11 protein-coding genes and 1 pseudogene are annotated in these 17,373 nt (G+C 70.4%); 10 read left to right on the forward strand and 2 right to left on the reverse strand.

Going from position 1 to position 17,373, the window contains the following annotated elements; all coding sequences use genetic code 11:
* Nucleotides 1-777 precede the first annotated feature (777 nt).
* Nucleotides 778-1,512 carry a TNT domain-containing protein gene (locus ACZ34W_RS30330; RefSeq protein ID WP_465608637.1) on the reverse strand — a complete coding sequence of 245 codons (735 nt, stop codon included), beginning with the start codon at nt 1,510-1,512 and terminating at the stop codon, nt 778-780.
* A 1,713-nt stretch (nt 1,513-3,225) separates the two neighbouring features.
* Here ACZ34W_RS30330 and ACZ34W_RS30335 point away from each other — a divergent pair.
* From ACZ34W_RS30335 to ACZ34W_RS30350, 4 genes and pseudogenes are all read left to right on the forward strand, one after another.
* Nucleotides 3,226-3,975: a GntR family transcriptional regulator gene (locus ACZ34W_RS30335; protein WP_465608639.1), complete on the forward strand. Its 750-nt coding sequence runs from the start codon at nt 3,226-3,228 to the stop codon at nt 3,973-3,975.
* A gap of 309 nt (nt 3,976-4,284) precedes the next feature.
* A pseudogene (locus ACZ34W_RS30340) lies at nt 4,285-4,745 on the forward strand (SAM-dependent methyltransferase).
* Between the two features lie 692 nt (nt 4,746-5,437).
* Nucleotides 5,438-5,632, forward strand: coding sequence for a hypothetical protein (locus ACZ34W_RS30345; protein WP_465608641.1), 195 nt, complete (start codon nt 5,438-5,440; stop codon nt 5,630-5,632).
* A 398-nt stretch (nt 5,633-6,030) separates the two neighbouring features.
* The gene (locus ACZ34W_RS30350; protein WP_465608643.1) at nt 6,031-8,379 is read left to right on the forward strand and encodes an ATP-binding protein; all 2,349 of its coding nucleotides are present in this window, start codon (nt 6,031-6,033) and stop codon (nt 8,377-8,379) included.
* A gap of 142 nt (nt 8,380-8,521) precedes the next feature.
* Here ACZ34W_RS30350 and ACZ34W_RS30355 read toward each other — a convergent pair whose 3' ends face one another.
* Nucleotides 8,522-9,706 (reverse strand): family 16 glycosylhydrolase, encoded by a 1,185-nt coding sequence (locus ACZ34W_RS30355; protein WP_465608645.1) that lies wholly within the window; start codon nt 9,704-9,706, stop codon nt 8,522-8,524.
* A 725-nt stretch (nt 9,707-10,431) separates the two neighbouring features.
* Between ACZ34W_RS30355 and ACZ34W_RS30360 the strand changes: the two genes are divergently transcribed.
* The 6 genes from ACZ34W_RS30360 to ACZ34W_RS30385 all read left to right on the forward strand — a co-directional run bounded on the left by ACZ34W_RS30360 (nt 10,432) and on the right by ACZ34W_RS30385 (nt 17,372).
* Nucleotides 10,432-11,340, forward strand: a complete 909-nt coding sequence (locus ACZ34W_RS30360; RefSeq protein ID WP_465608647.1) for a carbohydrate ABC transporter permease — start codon at nt 10,432-10,434, stop codon at nt 11,338-11,340.
* Between the two features lie 2 nt (nt 11,341-11,342).
* Nucleotides 11,343-12,266 (forward strand): carbohydrate ABC transporter permease, encoded by a 924-nt coding sequence (locus tag ACZ34W_RS30365; RefSeq protein ID WP_465608649.1) that lies wholly within the window; start codon nt 11,343-11,345, stop codon nt 12,264-12,266.
* A 53-nt stretch (nt 12,267-12,319) separates the two neighbouring features.
* Nucleotides 12,320-13,609, forward strand: coding sequence for a sugar ABC transporter substrate-binding protein (locus ACZ34W_RS30370; protein ID WP_465608651.1), 1,290 nt, complete (start codon nt 12,320-12,322; stop codon nt 13,607-13,609).
* Between the two features lie 130 nt (nt 13,610-13,739).
* Nucleotides 13,740-16,040, forward strand: a complete 2,301-nt coding sequence (locus ACZ34W_RS30375) for an FAD-dependent oxidoreductase (protein WP_465608653.1) — start codon at nt 13,740-13,742, stop codon at nt 16,038-16,040.
* Between the two features lie 75 nt (nt 16,041-16,115).
* Nucleotides 16,116-16,901 carry an IclR family transcriptional regulator gene (locus ACZ34W_RS30380; RefSeq protein ID WP_465608655.1) on the forward strand — a complete coding sequence of 262 codons (786 nt, stop codon included), beginning with the start codon at nt 16,116-16,118 and terminating at the stop codon, nt 16,899-16,901.
* Nucleotides 16,902-17,249: 348 nt separating this feature from the next.
* Nucleotides 17,250-17,372 carry a hypothetical protein gene (locus tag ACZ34W_RS30385; protein ID WP_465608657.1) on the forward strand — a complete coding sequence of 41 codons (123 nt, stop codon included), beginning with the start codon at nt 17,250-17,252 and terminating at the stop codon, nt 17,370-17,372.
* Nucleotide 17,373: the final 1 nt, after the last annotated feature.

Here is a 17,373-nt window from a genome sequence, read left to right on the forward strand (position 1 = left end):
CCGGGTGAAGCTGGTCCGGCCCTGCGAATTCCGGGGTGGACGGCCAAGCCGCCGGTGATCGCCGGCGGGCGCGGCGCTCACCGGGGAGTGCCCGGGGATCCGGCGGAGGACCGCCCTGGCGGACCACGTACCGGGCCTTCGACGACACCAGCGGGCGGCCGAAGGCCACACGCTCACCACGGCCTCGGGCACCAGGGGCCAAGGTGACCCTGGTGCCCGAGGCCGTGGTGCCGTACAACGGTGGTCCATCGACTGACGGCCCCGCCGCGGGCTCACCACTCACCGCTCCGGTCGGGCCGGAACTCCTGTCCGGGGCGGGGGAGTGTCCGCACCCGCTGGGCGGTGGAGGCGCCGGTCGGGACGGTCACGGGCAGTTTCTTCGAAGCCGTTCGGGCCGGAGCAGCAGGACCTGACGAGCTGCGGGGTGCCGGAGCCGAAGACCACGTTCAGGTCGCCGGTCCGCAGGCTGTCGATCTTGTCGTTGGTGGTGAAGGAGACGGTTGCCAGGGTGGGCCGAAGTCCGCCTACCGGCGGCGCCGTTGGTGGCGGGGGAGCATACGCCGCGCGGCTCGTGCTCCCCCGCCACCGGGCCGAGCAGCCGCGCGGCCTGCGGCCCGCCTCGTCAGGGCGTGTCGGCACGGCTGTTGCGGACCGCTGCCGCCTCCGGCGATGACCGACGGCTGTCACCACCGGCGCTGAACGTCCTGCTCCGGGCCACCGGTGCGGTCGCCGGTCGAGCGTGTACCCCGTCGTCCGGCCCGCTTGTGTGGGTGCCGGTCAGGATCCGGTGGGCGTAATGTCGCATTCATGGGCCTGGAGTTCCGTCAGGTAGTGCTGCCCGATGAGATTGTTGACCTTGTAGTCACCCTGGAGCTCTGCGGGCTTGAGTGTGCTGTCGAGCCATTCCTGTACGCCGCCGCCCGGCATTCCGTAGAAGGCGGCGACGTGGCCTCTCCGCACCTTGAACTCCTTCTGGGCGGAGAGGCAGTGGTAGCCGCCGTTGAGGGAGTCGGGTGTGACGGCGAGCTGCACGAAGGGCGTTCCGGGGTCCGCGAGGTACCCGCCACCGCTGGTGATGTCGCCGAACCGGATCAGCTTCGTGCCGATCGGAACCGTGTATTCCGTCTGGTCCAGGACGCCGCCGATCCGCTGGAAGCCCCGGTCGGGTGCGAACGCCCACCGCTTGTCCGCCTGGTCGAAATACAACTGCACGAAGTGGCTGGCGCTGAGTCCGCCGAATCGCTGATACCCCCTCAACAGCGTGGCGACCGGCTCCTCGTTCGGCAGGGCGGCCGGCCCGAATCTCGCCTGGTCGCAGTAGTACGTACCCGTCGGCGCCTCGGCGTGGTCGTCGGACTCCGGCGGGGGCGGGCAGTCGTCGGGAATGGCCGCCCCCGCCCGAGTGGGCTGGGCGCTGGCCGGCGGTGCGACGGCGACGGCGCCTCCGACGGCGAGGCCGGTGATCGGAAGGGTCCAGGCGAGGGAAGCGGCGACCATCGATCGCATGCGCATGGGTACTCCGGTTCGTGGGGGTGAAGCGGGAGGCGCGACCGGGGGGCGCCCGAGGATGCCGTCTGGGCCACCGCATCGAGTTCGCCCGCACTGTCGGTCACGCGGAGGGGGCTGGTGGCCAGCGTGAGGGGGCCGAGAGGGCCGTGTCCGCCGACACACGACGTCGAGTGCGAGCTGCCACGCGGACGGTGGTACGCGAGCCGTGTCAGGTCCGATGCGGCGCGCTCCTCGCTGGCCCCGGGGCCGTGGGTCGGTTCCATGACTCCGTTCACCCGCACGGGCGCTGCTTTCGGTGCCGAGCGGGTGCCGGTTCGCCGCGACGGGCGGGGGAGTCGCCGGTGGGGATCCAGCAGGTGGCGTATCCCCTTTGGTGGCGAGCGAGTTGGGAGTCGACCGGGTGCCACCGCATCGGCGGGTAGGCTTTCTCGGGGACTGTCGGCACCCCGGGGTGGGGCGAGGACCCATGGCGGCGGGGCGCGAGGAACTGTGCCGTCTGCGGCGGCAGGTTCGTGGGCGGGAGCTGGAGAGGGAAGTCCCGCGGAAGGCGTCCGGGCCCCGACCCTCGTGCTCCGGGTGGCCCGCACGCGGTACCCGCAAAGGGTTGTGTGCGAATCAAAATGAGGTTGGCCCGCCCGGCATGGGCGCACGCTTCGACTCGGAGGCCCGCCCATCCGATCAATGCCTCCCGAGCGAAAGGATTCCGGCGCATGGCAGCAATCACCGCCAGTCGTCGTCCCGCCAAGGCCGTCGCGGTCGTCGTCGCGGCGGCCGCGCGCTCCGGCCACCGATGACTGGTACGCCCAGTGGAACAACACCACGGCCGACCCCGACGCACCGGTGCACGAGACGCGACCGTGGCTGACCCGGCGTTCGGACCAGGGCGTTCTCCGGCGGGGCGCCGACCGGGCCCCCGACACGATCTTCCAGGACGGGCTGCGGCCGATTCCGCGCCGACCTCCTGGACGAGCCGACCAAGGCCCCGGCGGCGGCCGAACCGCTTCGGACGCGGGATTGCCGAGGTGCAGGCCGGCTCGGCCGATGCGGTCGGCGACCGGTGCGGACGGATCCGGCGAGAGGATTCGGCCGGTGTGTTCTGTCGTGCCGGCTCCGTATAACTACGGATCAATTATGAAATGCCTTGACAGGGAGATTGCCACGGCCAGAGGATCGTTGCCACCGACACCGGGAGCAGCGGGGTGGACGGTGTCGCCCTGCTCGGCCGTGCCCCTGAACCCGGGCTGTCTCGTCTCCTCCCTCTCGCTTTCCCGTCCGACCCGGGCCCCTTGCCAACCGGTACCCCGGTTCGCCCCCGGCGTCCGCCGTGCCGTCCTTGCCGTCTGTGACCGCGCTCACTCCTCGGCGGCGCGCTTGCCGACCTTGCCGCGTACGACAGGCTCAAGAACAGCAGGAACATGCCCACCGAAGCATCCATCCCCCCACCACGGTCGGCGCCATCACCTGGCGGTCGGCCGGTGCCAACTGCGCCTGACAACCCCCGATCCGGCCTGCGCGGGTCTTCCCCCCGCCCGCGCGGGCCCGCCGAGCCTCCGGCCCCTGAACCTGCCCTGACAGCAGGGGCCGGAGGCGCCCGGTGCGGGCGCTGGATCAGACCGATCAGTGAAGGATGTCGGTAAGGGCGTGGCCGTCGAAAGTCGTTGGCAGAAGCGGGAACGCATCCGGTCGTACCTTCTCGGGCTCGGCCAGGACCTGCGCATGGGCGAGCCTCTTCCCGTCGAGCGCTGGCTGTGCGCGGATCTCCAGGTGTCCCGGACGACGCTGCGCTCGGTGGTGGACGAGCTGGTTCGTGACGGGATCCTGGTCCGCGAGAGCGGGCGCGGCGTCTTCGCGGCCCGGCCCAGGAATGTCCGACCCGGGACCCGGACTCCGGTCGGTGACGGTGCGGACCCCGGCAGGGGTGCTGTGGACTGCGCCTGGACCAGCCGGACGGTCAGCTTCCGCACGATCGCGGCCGGGGCGAAGATCGGCCGACGGCTCCGGTTGTCGCCCGCTGCGGAGGTCCTGAGAATCGTCCGGCTCCGCATGCTCGACGGCATCCCGATCTGCGTGGAGCGCCTCCATCTTCCACAGGCCCTGGTCCCGCGGCTCAGCGCGGACGACCTCGAAGCCGGATCGTTCTTCGACCTCCTGCACCTGACCACGCCGACCACCGCCGCTCAGACCATCCGACCCACGGTGGTCGACGAGGCGGAGGCCCGACTGCTGACGATTCCCCTGCATGCGCCGGCACTTCTCATCGAGCGGACCACCAGCGATGCCGACGGCGGGACGGTCGAGTACGCCCAGTCCGTGTACCGAGGAGACCGGTACCGCGTGCACGCCCGGCTGTCTCCGAGCGGCCGGCCGAACGGCGATCAGCCGTTGATCCGCTCCTGGGCCGGCATGTCCTCCGCCCCCGGGGACAACACCCTGACGCTCGACCCCTACTGGACCGGGCGACTCTGAGCCCGCCATGTCGTCGGACTCCACCGGTCCAGCTCCCACAGGGCCGCCGATGGCATGCGCGATTCCGCTCGACGCTCCCACTGCCGCCTGCTGCGACACAGTCCCGCCCGCCAGGTCCTTGAGGGCCGGTTCGGAGCGGAGCGAATGCCCGTCTTCTGGCACGTCGAACATCGCTGCGGACCGGCCGGATCACGATCGGGTAACGCGCCGGGCGTCGGCGCCCACGTCCAACTCTTCTGCCCCGAAGACCGATTGGGGAGCAGCTTGGTACGTCCCAACTCGTGCGACCCCGACCACGACCCTGTCGTGATGGCCCACGTCCGGGCGCTGCTCGACGCGCCGGCACCCGCCCGAGTCCGGCACCTGCAGGCCGACCTAGCCTCGCCCGCTGCGCTGTTCGCGACCCTGCGCGAGCGTGCGGGCCTGGACTGGCAGCGCCCGGTGGCGGCCGTCCTCGGCGAGGTCCTGCACGAGCTGACCGACCCACAGGCCCGCTCCCTGCTCGCGACGCTGCGCCGGAACTGCCCGCCGGCAGCGTGCTCGTGGTCAGCCACCGGGCCATGGAAGCCGCTGAGCCCTTTCGTGCCGCGCGCGTAGCCGCCTGCTGGGCGCAGGCCGGCCTGCCGTGGCACCCCCGGACCCCGGACGCCGTCGATGCTCTTCTGGACGGCTGGGAGTGCCAGGAGCCCGGGGCCGAACGCGCGGCGGGCGAGGGCGGGTCGGGCCTGTACGCGGTGGTGGCGGTCAGCAGAGGCGGCGGCAGTGGGTAACAGCCCGCGTCCGGTCGGGCGGAGCGTCAGTAGCTTTCACCCTTGGTGATCTCGATGTCCTCGGGGGTCGGGGGGCGGCTGCTCCCGGGTGACGTGTTTCCTGAGGCCGAGGGGTTCCCCGTTGCGGGTGCCACCGGTTCGTGATGGGCCGCCGCTCTCGCCGCCGCATCGGCTCCCGTCCGCACCGCCGCCTCGGTCCCCGCCGCACGCGTCCCGACTCCGTCGACGCCACCGAACTCCGCAAGCGGCCCGCCGCTGAGTATGGTGACGGCGATTCCCGGGCCCTCGCGGGCCTTGTCCTCGGTCGTGCGCGGCTTCCGCCCCCCAAGGATTGTCGTGGGACCGCCCCGGGTGTGGGCACTCGGCGCAGCAGGCGAAAGCCGGCTGTCCGGCGACCAGGCCGGCGCCGAGCGTCAGGAGCGGGACGGTCACAAGCGTGACAGCTGTCCGGACGGTTCTGCGTGTCACGTGGATATCTCCAGGAATTTGAGCCGACGCAGAAGGCGCTTCTGGCGGGTCGTGATGCGGGACTCGGAGGAATCGCCTGTGAGAGGCCGCCACCTGGCGCCGGACGAAGCGTCAATGGCACTCCATCGAGGACTCGTCAGGAGCCCGGGGGCGGAACTCTCGCCGTGCTTGGCCGAGGGTCCGTCAGCCAACTGGGGGCCATTCTGGTCCCATGGGGAACGATCATGCACTCGTACCTCTACCTGTTTCACTACCTGTGTTCTGTGCTTCTGTCAGGCGTGGTGAGGCCGGCGACCGGCGGCGTCGAACGCGCCGCGCAGTCGGAGGCGTTCGACGCCGACTGCCTGATCCCCCGGGCCTGTTCCGAAGACGGAGAACCTGAAGACCACCGTCAGGAATGGCAGGCCGGACCGGTCTGATGACACACCGTCACGAGGAGTCTTGGGCTGCTGACGTGACTTGACGATCGTGTCGCCGTAGAGATCTCATTGGCACACGGTCTCCGGAAATGCCTTTTCGAGGGCCGGGCGAGGGGATTCTCCGAGACCGCGCCTCCTCGATCTCGGTGGCATTGCCTCCTGCCCTCAGTCGCCCCTCGTGGAAGGCGTCGCGACCGGGAGAGCGCCTCGCCGCACTTCGGCGATGCCCGTCATCGCGAATCGAATAACCAGGGCCTCCATGGGCGTTCCGGCAGAGCGGGACCGAGACCCCTCCCGGCTCGCCCTCGTACGTCGAACGCGCGTGACTCGCGGACGATCGCCGCTCCTCGCAGGAGCGGCGTCCTGCCGGCCCGGCACGGGCCGGCGACGCAGGTGGGATGCGAGGGCCACAATTCCCAGAACCAGAGAACGGCAGGACGGCAGTGCGCACGGGACACGGGAATCTTCCCGCAGACACGACCAGTTTCATCGGACGGCGGCAGGAGCTCGCACTCGCTCGGCAACTGGTCACCAGGAGCAGACTGCTGACCATGACCGGCCCCGCCGGCATCGGCAAGTCCCGTCTCGCAGTGCAGCTGGCTCACACCCTCCGGCGCTCGTTCTCGGCCGGCACCTGGCTGATCGACCTGGCGGCCTTCGAGGCAGGGGAGGCTATCACCGACGCCGCACTGGCCGTGTTCGGCCTGCGGTCCGCCCCCGATCACCGGCCGGTCGGAGCGCTGACGGAGTACCTGCGAGAGCGCCGGGCGCTGATCGTGTTCGACAACTGCGAGCACCTTCTGCACGCCGTCGCTGCTCTCACCAGCACTCTCCTCGAAGCCGCTCCCCACCTGCGGGTGATCGTCACCAGCCGACAGGCGCTCGGCGTGGACGGCGAGCAACTGCTCGTGGTCCCCGCGCTGGCCGCACCCGGGCCTGCCCTTCCGTCCAGCGGACCGGCGGCGCGCAACGACGCGGTGCGGTTGTTCACCGACCGTGCCGTCTCCGTGCTCGGTGGCTTCGATCCCTCGCCTGCCGAGGTCCGGGCCGCTGCCGAGATCTGCCATCGCCTGGAGGGCGTTCCCCTGGCGATCGAGCTGGCCGCCGCCCGCCTGCGGGTCCTTGCCTGTGACCAGATCCTCGACCGCCTGGACGACAGCTTCGCCCTGCTCACGGGCGGGAACCGGGCCGCTCCGCCGCGCCTTCGCACCCTGCGGGCAGCCGTCGACTGGAGCTACGACCTCTGCAGCGATCAGGAACAGCGGCTCTGGGCGCGGATGTCGGTCTTCTCCGCCGGTTTCGATCTCAGTGCCGTCGAGGCGGTGTGCACGGACGAGTCGCTGCCGCGCTCTGCCGTTCTCGACGTGGTGGCGGGGCTGGTCGACAAGTCCGTGCTCATCCGCGAGGACCACGACCACCAGGTGTCCTACCGGTTGCTGGGCACCATGCGCCAGTATGGGCAACTGCGGTTGAAGGAGCACGGGCGGTCCCGGGAGCTGGTGCGGCGGCACCGGGACCACTACCACGCGCTCGTCCGGCGTGCGGAAGCCGAATGGTTCACCGCGAAGCAGCCCGAGTGGTTGGTCCGGCTGCAGCGCGAGCACCCCAACATCCGCGACGCGTTGCGGTCCTGCCTCGACGAGCCGGGGGAGGCACGCATGGGCATGGAGATCATCACCTCGGTCCGCAGCCACCGGTTGGGCATCGGCGATCCGGACGAGGACCGGGGCTTCCTGGCGCGGCTGCTCGCCCTGGAAACCGAGCCGGGCCCGGCCAGGGCCAAGGCCCTGTGGACGGACGGCTGGCTGGCCCTTCTCACCGGCGATACGGCCGGCGGCGAGGTTCGAGCCGCGGAGTGCGGCGACCTGGCCAGGTCCATGGACGACCCCGGTACCGCCGCCGCGGCGGGCCGGCTGGCCGGGCTCGTGGCGCTGTTCCAGGACGACTTCGCGCGGGCCGTCGACCTCCTGGAGGACGCGCTCGCCCGTTACGAGGCCCTCGGTGACGCCGGGGAATCGTGGACCACCCTCCATTTCCTCGTCCTTGCCACCTGCTTCGCCGGCGACCGCCGGGCCGCCGTCCTCGCCCAGGAGTCTCTGGACAGGTGCGACACCCACGACGTGCAGTGGGCTCGCCCGCACGCCCTGTGGGCCCTGGCCCTGCGGCACTGGCTGGCGCAGGACCCCGAGGGTGTCGTCACGATCCTGCGCGAGTGCCTCCGCAGCGCACTCCCCGGCCACGACCGGTTCCTGGTGGCCCGGTGCCTGGAGATGATGGCCTGGGCGAGGGCACGGCAGGGCCACAGCGAAGAAGCGGCGAAACACCTGGGCGCCGCCCAGAGCCTGTGGCGGCAGACCGGCACCCTGCTTCCCGGCGAAGGGCAGGCGGCCGTCCACCATCTGGCCTGCGAGAAACTGCTGCGGACGGCCCTGGGCGATGCCGCGTTCAGGACGCACCTCCGAACCGGCGCCGCCTCGACCGTCCGACAGTCCCTCGCCCTGGCCCTGCCGGACGACCGGGTCCTCGCCGGTCCCGTACAGAAGGCCGTCCCCCCTCTCCTCACCGCCCGTGAGCAGCAGGTCGCCGACCTCCTGCGGGAGGGACTGTCGGACAAGCAGATCGCTGCGCGGCTCGTCATCTCGCCCCGGACCGCGCAAGGTCACGTGCAACGGATCCTGCTCAAGCTGGGCCTCACCCGCCGTGCACAGGTGGCCGTCTGGGTCCACGACCAGGCGCTGAGCCCCTGAGACACCACCACGCGCCGCGCGAGTGATCCGGTACGTACGCGACGACATCCACGAGGCATCCCTCAAGCTGGCCTGCTGCGTGATCACCCGGCCGGGGTGCCCGCCGCACGGGGGGACCGGCGGGTACCCCGGTGCGGGGGCGTCAGTTGGTGACGCGCAGGAACTTGACGGCGTCGGCGCGGGTGTTTCCGTTGCCTGAGGCCGTGACCTTGACCACGCTGCCGGAGGGATCGAAGGTGTAGCGCCCGAGGGGGACCCATCCGCGTGCGACCCGGGTGTCGACGGTCTTCGTGGTTGTCACGCCCTGGTGCGTGATGTCGTATCGGGCCGCCGGGTCGTTGTCGGTGCCGAGGACGTAGGCGTAGACGTCGTACTGGGCGGTCTCGCCGAGCCTGGGCCACCAGGCGGCCCTGGAGCCTGCGGTCGTGGAGACGCGGGAGGTGTTCTCGATGGTGTAGCCGCGGTCGGTGCTCTGGGACCAGCTGCCGCTTTCCGCGTAGCCGTAGCTGGCCAGGGTGTCGTTGTCGACGTAGTAGTCCTTCTGGTAGTACCGGAAGTAGTCGAACTGTGCCTTGTCCGGCAGCGCGCTCTCGTCGACGGTCTGGGTGGCGATCGAGGTCAGCCAGGTGTTGATGTAGTCGTGGTTGCCCTGGTCGGGGCTGTAGGGGGCGGTCCTGACCAGCTGGCCGTCGACGTAGAACCTGACGGCGTCCTCGCTCCAGTCGAAACCGTACGTGTGCCAGCCTGCCGCGGAGTCGAAGCCGAACGGGGGGCTCCACCGGCTGATGTTCTGCTGCGGTGCGCCCCAGGCCCAGATGCCCTGGTCGTTCTGCGTGGACGAGCCTGAGTTCACCTCGGCCTGGTCGATCTCCGTGCGTCGGTTCGCGGGGAAGGTGGTGGTGCCGTCGCCGGCCTGGGCCCAGAAGGCGCTGTGCCAGCCGTCCGCGGCGGGGAACTTGGCGCGCGTCTCGTAGTAGCCGTAGCGGAAGGCCCTCTTGCTGATGAGTCCGCCGCCGGTGTAGGCGTAGTTGTCCACCTGCTGCTTCTTGAGGCTGATCGTCATGGCCCCGTCGCCGACGGTCACGTTCTCCGGCAGCTGAGCGCTCTTCGCCTTGCGGTCGGTGCGGTAGTTCCACTTGGTCGTGTCGACGGTGGTTCCGTTGAACTCGTCGTCGAAGACGAGGGTGTACCCGGGGCCGGCGGGCGTGACGACGGTGGCGGTCGCGGTCGAGGGGGTCGCCACCAGGGGGACCGCGAGGGAGACCGTCGCGAGAACGACGACGGGGAGGAACGGCCGGCGAGCCGTACCTCTGAATGGCAGGGACATCTCAAATCTCCTTCGTTGCCGCTGTGGAGGCACCGGGAGGCGGCTGTTGTGTGGGCGCCGCATTCGGCGTGGCGCCATCGTTGGACCGGAGATGCACATAGCGCAAGACATATGCGCAGATTAGTTTCACGAATCTTGGTACTGACGTGGCTCCGTCGTATGACGCCTCGTGCACGCAAGCCGCGTAGACATCCGGCGCTCCGGCGGGCAGTACCTGCCCGTCTCGTCGGGTCGGAGCCGCGCGCCGACGGCCGCGGGCGGTGCCGTTGTCATCCCGGGGGGCGCGGGGCATCGGACGGTGCCCCGGGCTCTGCCCAGCGGCGTCGTGATGCAAATGAGGCTTGTGCGGTCGGGGTGGTAGGGGCCTACTGGGAAGGAGTCTGCCCTCGGGGCCGGACCGGCCGCCGGCGGGGATGGGCCCGCGCGTTGCGCCACCTCCCCGGCTGCCGGTAGCGACGCCCTCGCGCGGTGGCGCCGAACCGGCGGTGATGCTTTCGTCCAAACTTCGCCTGCAGGTTGCACGGGGGTTGACAGTCATGTAATCAGCGCGAAACGATTCCATATAGTGCAACTGGACTTCACAGGTTGCACGTGGGTGGCGCCACCTGGAGGTGGGGTCACTCCGTAGCGGGCGCCGGTGGGGACAGGTGGGTCGCCGGTGCCCGCTCCGGTCCTTGCGGGTCTGTCCGGCCACGGGTTCATCACCCTTCTTCGAGGAGCCAGCCATGATGTCTGCCGGGTCCGCCGGTGTTCACGAGTATCGGCGGACGCTGTCGCGCGGGACCTTCGCCGTTCTGCTGACCCTGCCGGGTCTCGCGCTGTTCGTCGCGATCGTGCTCTATCCGTTGGTGTCCTCGCTGGTCACCGGTTTCTTCAAGCAGGACCTGCGGTTTCCCGGGCGCAGCTTCGTGGGCCTGGGGAACTACGCGGACATTCTGGGTGAGGGGTTCTGGGCGGTCCTTCGGCACACGTTGGTGTTCGCCCTCGGCGCCACGCTGGCGCCTTTCGTGATCGGTCTCGTTCTCGCCCTCGCTCTCAATTCGGGGATCAGAGGAGGCGGGTTCCTACGGGGACTGTTCCTCTTCCCCTGGGTGATCCCGGGTGTCGTGGTGTCCTTCCTCTGGATGTGGATCTTCAACGCCAACTACGGCGTCCTCAACGGAGTCCTGATCAGGACCGGCCTCATCGGCGAGTCCGTCAACTGGCTCGGTGAGCCGGCGACGGCCATGATCGCGGTGATCGTCACCAAGACCTGGGCGAGCTTCCCCTGGATCATGGTGATGCTGCTGGCCGGCCTGCAGACCCTGCCGCCCGAGCTGCACGAGGCGGCCTCCGTCGACGGCGCCGGCGCGATCCGCCGCTTCTTCGCCGTCACCTGGCCGGGCATCAGGCCGATCGCGGCGATCACCCTCCTGCTGGAGTTCATCTGGAACTTCCAGCATTTCGACACCATCTACGTCCTCACCGGCGGTGGACCCGCGAACGCCACCCGGACCTTCGCCGTCGCGGTCTACGACGACGCCTTCCGGGGCTTCGACCTCGGGCACGCCACCGCACTCGGCGGGTTGTGGATGCTCCTGCTCCTGGGGCTGGTCGCGGTCTACCTGCGGGTCTCCCAGAGAGAGGCCAACTGATCATGACGACACCATCGGCCGCTGCGCCGGTCACCGACACCGCCCGGTCGGCGCCTGCCGAGCGCCGTGGAGCACCCCGGGTGCGGGCGCGCCGGCGCCCGGACCGCGTCCGCTCCTCCGTCGCGGCGTGGGCGGCGGTGGCGGTGATCGGACTCTTCGGGATGCTGCCGCTCTACTGGATGCTGGCGACCGCCCTCAGCCCCGCCGACCAGGTCTTCCGGTTCCCGCCCTCGTTCGTACCGGAGCACATCACCTTCGAGAACTTCCGTGCCCTGGCCGACAACAGCCAGCTCCTCCACTACATGGTCAACAGCGTCATCGTCGCCGGCCTCACCGCGGTGTTCAGCGTCGTCGTGTCGACCTACATGGGCTACTCGTTCTCCAAGTTCCGCTACCGCGGCCGGACCTCGCTGATGAACCTCGTCCTGGCCTCGCAGATGTTCCCGCAGGCCCTGCTGCTGATCACGCTCTACGCGGTGTTCCGCCAGTTCGGCCTGCTGGGCAGCTACACGGCGCTGATCCTCTCCTTCACGACGTTCACGATGCCGTTGTGCGTCTGGATGCTCAAGGGCATCTTCGACACCATCCCCGACGCGCTCCTGGAGGCGGCCTCCATCGACGGCGCTTCCCACTGGCGAACCCTGCACACCGTGGTGGCCCCGCTCGCCGCGCCGGGCATGATCGCCGCCGGGCTCTTCGCCTTCGTCCGCGGCTGGAACGATCTGATCTTCGCGCTCACCCTCTCCGACAACGCCACCATGACGCTGCCGCCCGGGCTGGTGAACACCTACACCGGCGAGTTCCAGACCGCCTGGCCGGCGCTGATGGCCGCCTCCCTGGTCGTCTCGCTGCCCGTCGTCGCCGCCTTCGTCTTCCTCCAGCGCTTCCTCGTCGGCGGCCTCACCGCCGGCGCCGTCAAAAGCTGACCACCCCTCCCCACCCCGCCCGTCCTCACCCCACGCGAAACAGGAGCACTCCCATGCCCTCGCCCTCGATGAAGCGCCGCGACGCCCTCAAACTGTTCGGCTTCGGAACCCTCGCGGCCGCCGGCCTGGCCGCCTGCGCTCCCTCGGGCAGCAGCTCGACCGGCGGTGACAAGCAGTCGAAGGACTTCGGCTTCACCTCCTGGTCCCTCAACGAGGCGACCAGCAAGGCCCAGATCCAGCAGATCGTCACCAACTGGGAGAACAGCAACCAGTCGAAGATCACCACCACCGCGATCCCCTACAACGAGTACCTGCAGCAGCTCACCCTGAAGCTCAACGGCGGCCAGGTCACCGGCGCCGTCCAGCTCGACATCGCCTGGCTCGCCGCCGTCGCCCAGACCGGCAGGCTGATCGACCTCACCTCCCTCGCCTCCCGCGGCGGCTACACCGAGGCCGGCCTGAAGAGCGGCCAGTACCAGGGCACCCAGTACGGCCTGCCGTGGACCACCGGCGCCATCGGCCTGATAGGCAACCGGGCCCTGCTCGACAAGGCCGGGACAAGACAGGAACCGACCACGATCGCGGCGTTCGAGGACGCGCTGCGCGCGCTCAAGGAACTGCCCGGCGTGACACCCTACGCGGCCTCCACCAAGGTCGCCCAGATGCAGGACCTCTTCCCCTGGATGAAGACCTTCGGCTGCCCGGTCGTCAAGGACAACGGCACGGTGTCGATCGGCGACGACGCGTCCATCGACGCCGTCACCTGGTACAAGAAGCTCTACGACGCCAAGCTGATCGCGCCGGACGTCGGCCGGGCCGACGCCCGCGCGCTCTTCGGCCGCGGCACCGTCGGCTTCTACGACGACGCCATCGTCGGCAAGGCCGCCACCCTGGCCACCGCCCAGGACAAGGACGCCCTCACCGCCGCCATGGCGCCCTTCTCCCGCCCGGTCCTCACGGCGGGCGACACCCCGCAGGCCCTCCTCTGGGGCCACGTGCTCGTCGTCGCCCAGGGCACCGGCTCCGACGCGGCGGCGCAGTTCGCCCTGCACACCTCCTCGGACCAGGGCACCGTCACCGACTACTTCGCCAAGCTCGGGCTCCCGCCGACGACCAAGGCCGGCCTCGCGGACCCCAAGGTCACCTCGGACGCCTTCACCAGCGCGTGGACCGAGAAGATCACCAGCACCGCCACCCCCGGGCCGTTCTGGGCCTACGCCAAGAACGCCCAGATCATCGACGCCGTCGCCCAGCAGGTCCAGGCCGTCCTCGTCGGCCAGGCCAGCCCCAAGGACGCCATGCAGAAAGCCGGGGACCAGGTTCGCACCCTCATCAAGAGCTGAACGATCAGGTCGTCGCGGGGCCGGGCAGCCAAGCCCCCGCCCCGCACGAGCCGTCGAACCGAACCCCATACCCGCACCCTTGGGCCCCGGCTCCCACCAGCGGGGACCCAGCGACAACGTAAGGACAGCCATGCGCAGCGACACCGTCCGGAGCGACATCACGGTCGTGGGCGGGGGCCTGGCCGGTGTATGCGCCGCGATAGCCGCGGCCCGCCTGGGCCGCACCGTCACCCTGATCCACAACCGTCCCGTCCTCGGCGGGAACTCCAGCAGCGAGGTGCGGGTCTGGGTGTGCGGTGCGACCGCGCACGGCACGCACCGCTGGGCACGCGAGAGCGGCATCATGGGGGAGCTCTACACCGAGAACCAGTTCCGCAACCCGGAGGGCAACCCCTACTACTGGGACCAGGTGGTCCTGGACGCCGTCCTCGCGGAGGACAACATCCGGCTGTTCCTCAACACCGACGTGCGCGAGGCGGCCGCGGACGGCCCGCCCCACGAGCGCCGCATCACCTCGGTCACCGGCTGGACGATGGGCTCCGAACTGCTCACCACCTTCCGGTCCCGGATGTTCCTGGACTGCACGGGCGACGGCCTGGTCGGCGCGCTGGCCGGCGCCGACCACCGCATCGGCCGGGAGTCGCAGGCCGAGTACGGCGAGCAGTGGGCCCCCGCCGAGCCGGACCGCGCGCTCCTCGGCTCGACGATCCTCTTCTACACCAAGGACGCCGGCCGCCCGGTCAAGTTCGTCCCCCCGTCGTACGCGAAGGACATCCTCACCACCTCCATCCCCGAGCACCGGCTGATCCGAACCGGCGACAACGGCTGCGACTACTGGTGGATCGAATGGGGCGGCGAACTCGACACCGTCCACGACAACGAGCGAATCCGCGACGAACTCTGGGCCGCCATCCACGGCATCTGGCACCACATCAAGAACTCCGGGAAGTTCGACGCGCAGAACCTCACCCTGGAATGGGTGGGAGCCGTTCCCGGAAAACGCGAGTACCGCCGCTTCCTCGGCGACCACGTCCTCACCCAAAGCCAGATCATGGCGCAGGAGCCCTTCGAGGACCGGGTCGCCTTCGGCGGCTGGTCCGTCGACCTCCACCCGGCCGAAGGCATGTACGCCAAGAGCCCGGGCGCCATCCAGCACTACTCGGACGGGATCTACCACATCCCCTTCCGCAGCCTCTACTCCCGCAACGTCGCGAACCTGCTCTTCGCCGGACGCAACATCTCCGCCACCCACATCGCCTTCGGCTCCACCCGGGTCATGGCCACCTGCGCCACCCTCGGCGAAGCCGCCGGCACCGGCGCCGCCCTGTGCGTGCGCGACGACCTCACCCCCCGCCGGCTCGCCGGCCGGCGCGAACTCCAGCAGACCCTCCTGCGCCAGGACGCCTCCGTGATCGGCGTGCGCAACGACGACCCGCACGACCTGGCCCGCTCGGCACGCGTCAGCGCCTCCAGCACCCTGACCCGGCTGGCCGTGGAACCCTCCCCCGACGTGGCGACCGAGCGCATCCCCCTCGACCGGGACCTCGCGCTCGTCCTGCCCGTGGACCCACGACTCGACGGCCTCGAACTCCTCGCCGACGCCGACACGGCCACCGACCTCCACATCGAACTGTGGGACACCGGCCGCCCCGAGAACGCCGTCCCCGCCAACCTCCTCCAGGCCCGGACCGTGACCGTCCCCCGCGGCAAGCAGCACTGGATCGACACCGGTCTCCAGTGGGACCCGGCCACCCCTTGCAACGCCGTGGTGATCGTCCGCGCCAACGACCGGGCCGCCCTCCACCTCGCGCACACCCGCCGCACCGGCGTCCTGGTCCTCGCCCGCAAACAGGCCGGCGAACCCGGCGTCGACCACGACATCGCCGAGGACGGCGGCCAGCCGGTCGCCGACTGGCCGGCCCGAGGCCTGCGCCGCAAATGCCTCTGCTTCCGCCTCGGTGCCGAGACCCTCGCCTACGCCCCCGCCAAAGCCGTCGGCGGCTACCAGCGCCCCTACGGCGGACCGCAGATGTGGCAGACCCAGAACACCGCACAGGGCGAATGGCTGCGCCTGGACTGGAACACACCGGTCACGCTCGGCCGCGTACAGCTGGTCTTCGACGACGACGTGGACGAAACCCTCAACAACCTGCACCGGCACCGCACTCCGTTCGAGATCATGCCCGAGCTGGTACGGGACTACCGGGTGGAGTCGCTCTCGGAGGGAAGCTGGCAGACCCTGGTCGACGTCGAGGGCAACCGCCGCCGTCACCGGGTGCACGACTTCGCCCCGCACACGGTCGACGCCCTGCGGGTCACGGTGCAGGCCACCAACGGGGCGGACGAGGCCCGGATCGTGTCCCTGCGCGCCTACAGCCAGGGGCGCTGCCTCACCTCAGGGTCTGTCGTCACCGCCGACCGGACGGATTGAGTCTGTCCTCGACAGCTCAATCTCGCTAGTCTGTTCCATCCAGTGCAACCAAGATGCAGAGACGGGGCTTCAGTCATGCCGCCGGAACAGGGCACCAACCAGAGTGTGGAACGCGCCGTCGCGGTACTGCGGGCGCTCGGCGAGGGAAACCCCGACCGCCGCGTGTCGGACGTCTCCGCGAGCACCGGGCTCGGACCCTCCACCACCTCGCGCCTGCTGGCGACGCTCGAACAGCTCGACCTGGTCGAACGCGACCCGGCGAGCGGCCTCTACCGGCTCGGGCTCGGGACCCTGCCCCTGGCCGCGGTCGCCGTCAACCGGCACCCGGTGCACCGCGCCTCGCGCATGGTGCTCCAGGAGTTGGCGGCGAACACGGGCCTGGGCGCCAACGTGGGCGTGCGCCGCGGCAGCGCGCTGATGTTCCTCTGCAACTTCGAGGGACCCCGAGCCCCCAAGGCCTACACCCAGGCCGGCCAGACGGTACCGCTGCACGCCACCGCGATCGGCAAGTGCCTGCTGTCCCAGACCTCGGCGGCCGAACGGCGGGAACTGCTCGGTTCGACCCTCGACGCGCAGACCGAGTACACCCTCACCTCGCACGCCGACCTCGACGCGGAGATCGACACCGTCCGGAGAAACGGCTACGCCACCGAGATCCAGGAGCGGGCCCTGGGACGGGCCTCGATCGCTGCACCCGTCCTCGACGCGCACGGCGCCGTGGCCGCCGCGATCTCGCTCTGGGGCCCCGCCTCCCTGCTGCGGGAGGACCCGGACACACCGTCCGCCGCCACCAGGCACTCCCTCGTCCGCCAGGTGGTGGAAGCCGCCGACGCCATCAGTCAGGCACTCGGCGCCATCTGACCGGCGGCCGACCGGCCGAGGACCCACACCCGGCCACGAGGGCGCGGTCGGCACCCTCGGGGACCCGCCTCCGCCTGGCCGACGCCCCAGTCGTCCATACGGGGCGCGTCAGCCGTTGGGACTGTCAGCGTCCGGCTCTGGTCCGTCATCGCGGTTGACGGACCAACTGGGCTTGGTGGTCGAGGAGTTGGCGGGGGCGGGCGGCCGCCCGCCCATCCCGCGCCCTGGCCCGCGCGATCTCCAGCTCGGCCGCCCTGCGCATGCTCCTATACAGGGCGGCACCGCTGCCGCATGTCGCACGCGTGCGCGGTATCGACGACTCCGCCCTCAACTGCGGCCTACGCCACCGTGGTCGTCGATGCCGAGACCGGCGAACGGATCGACGTCTGCCCGACCGCCTCGCCCGGGCGGCTGCGCGAGCACCCCGGGGCCGAGCAGGTCTGCCAGGGCGGCTTTCGGTTCCTGCGGTGAG

The sequence above is a fragment of the Kitasatospora sp. NPDC022856 genome (assembly GCF_055561235.1).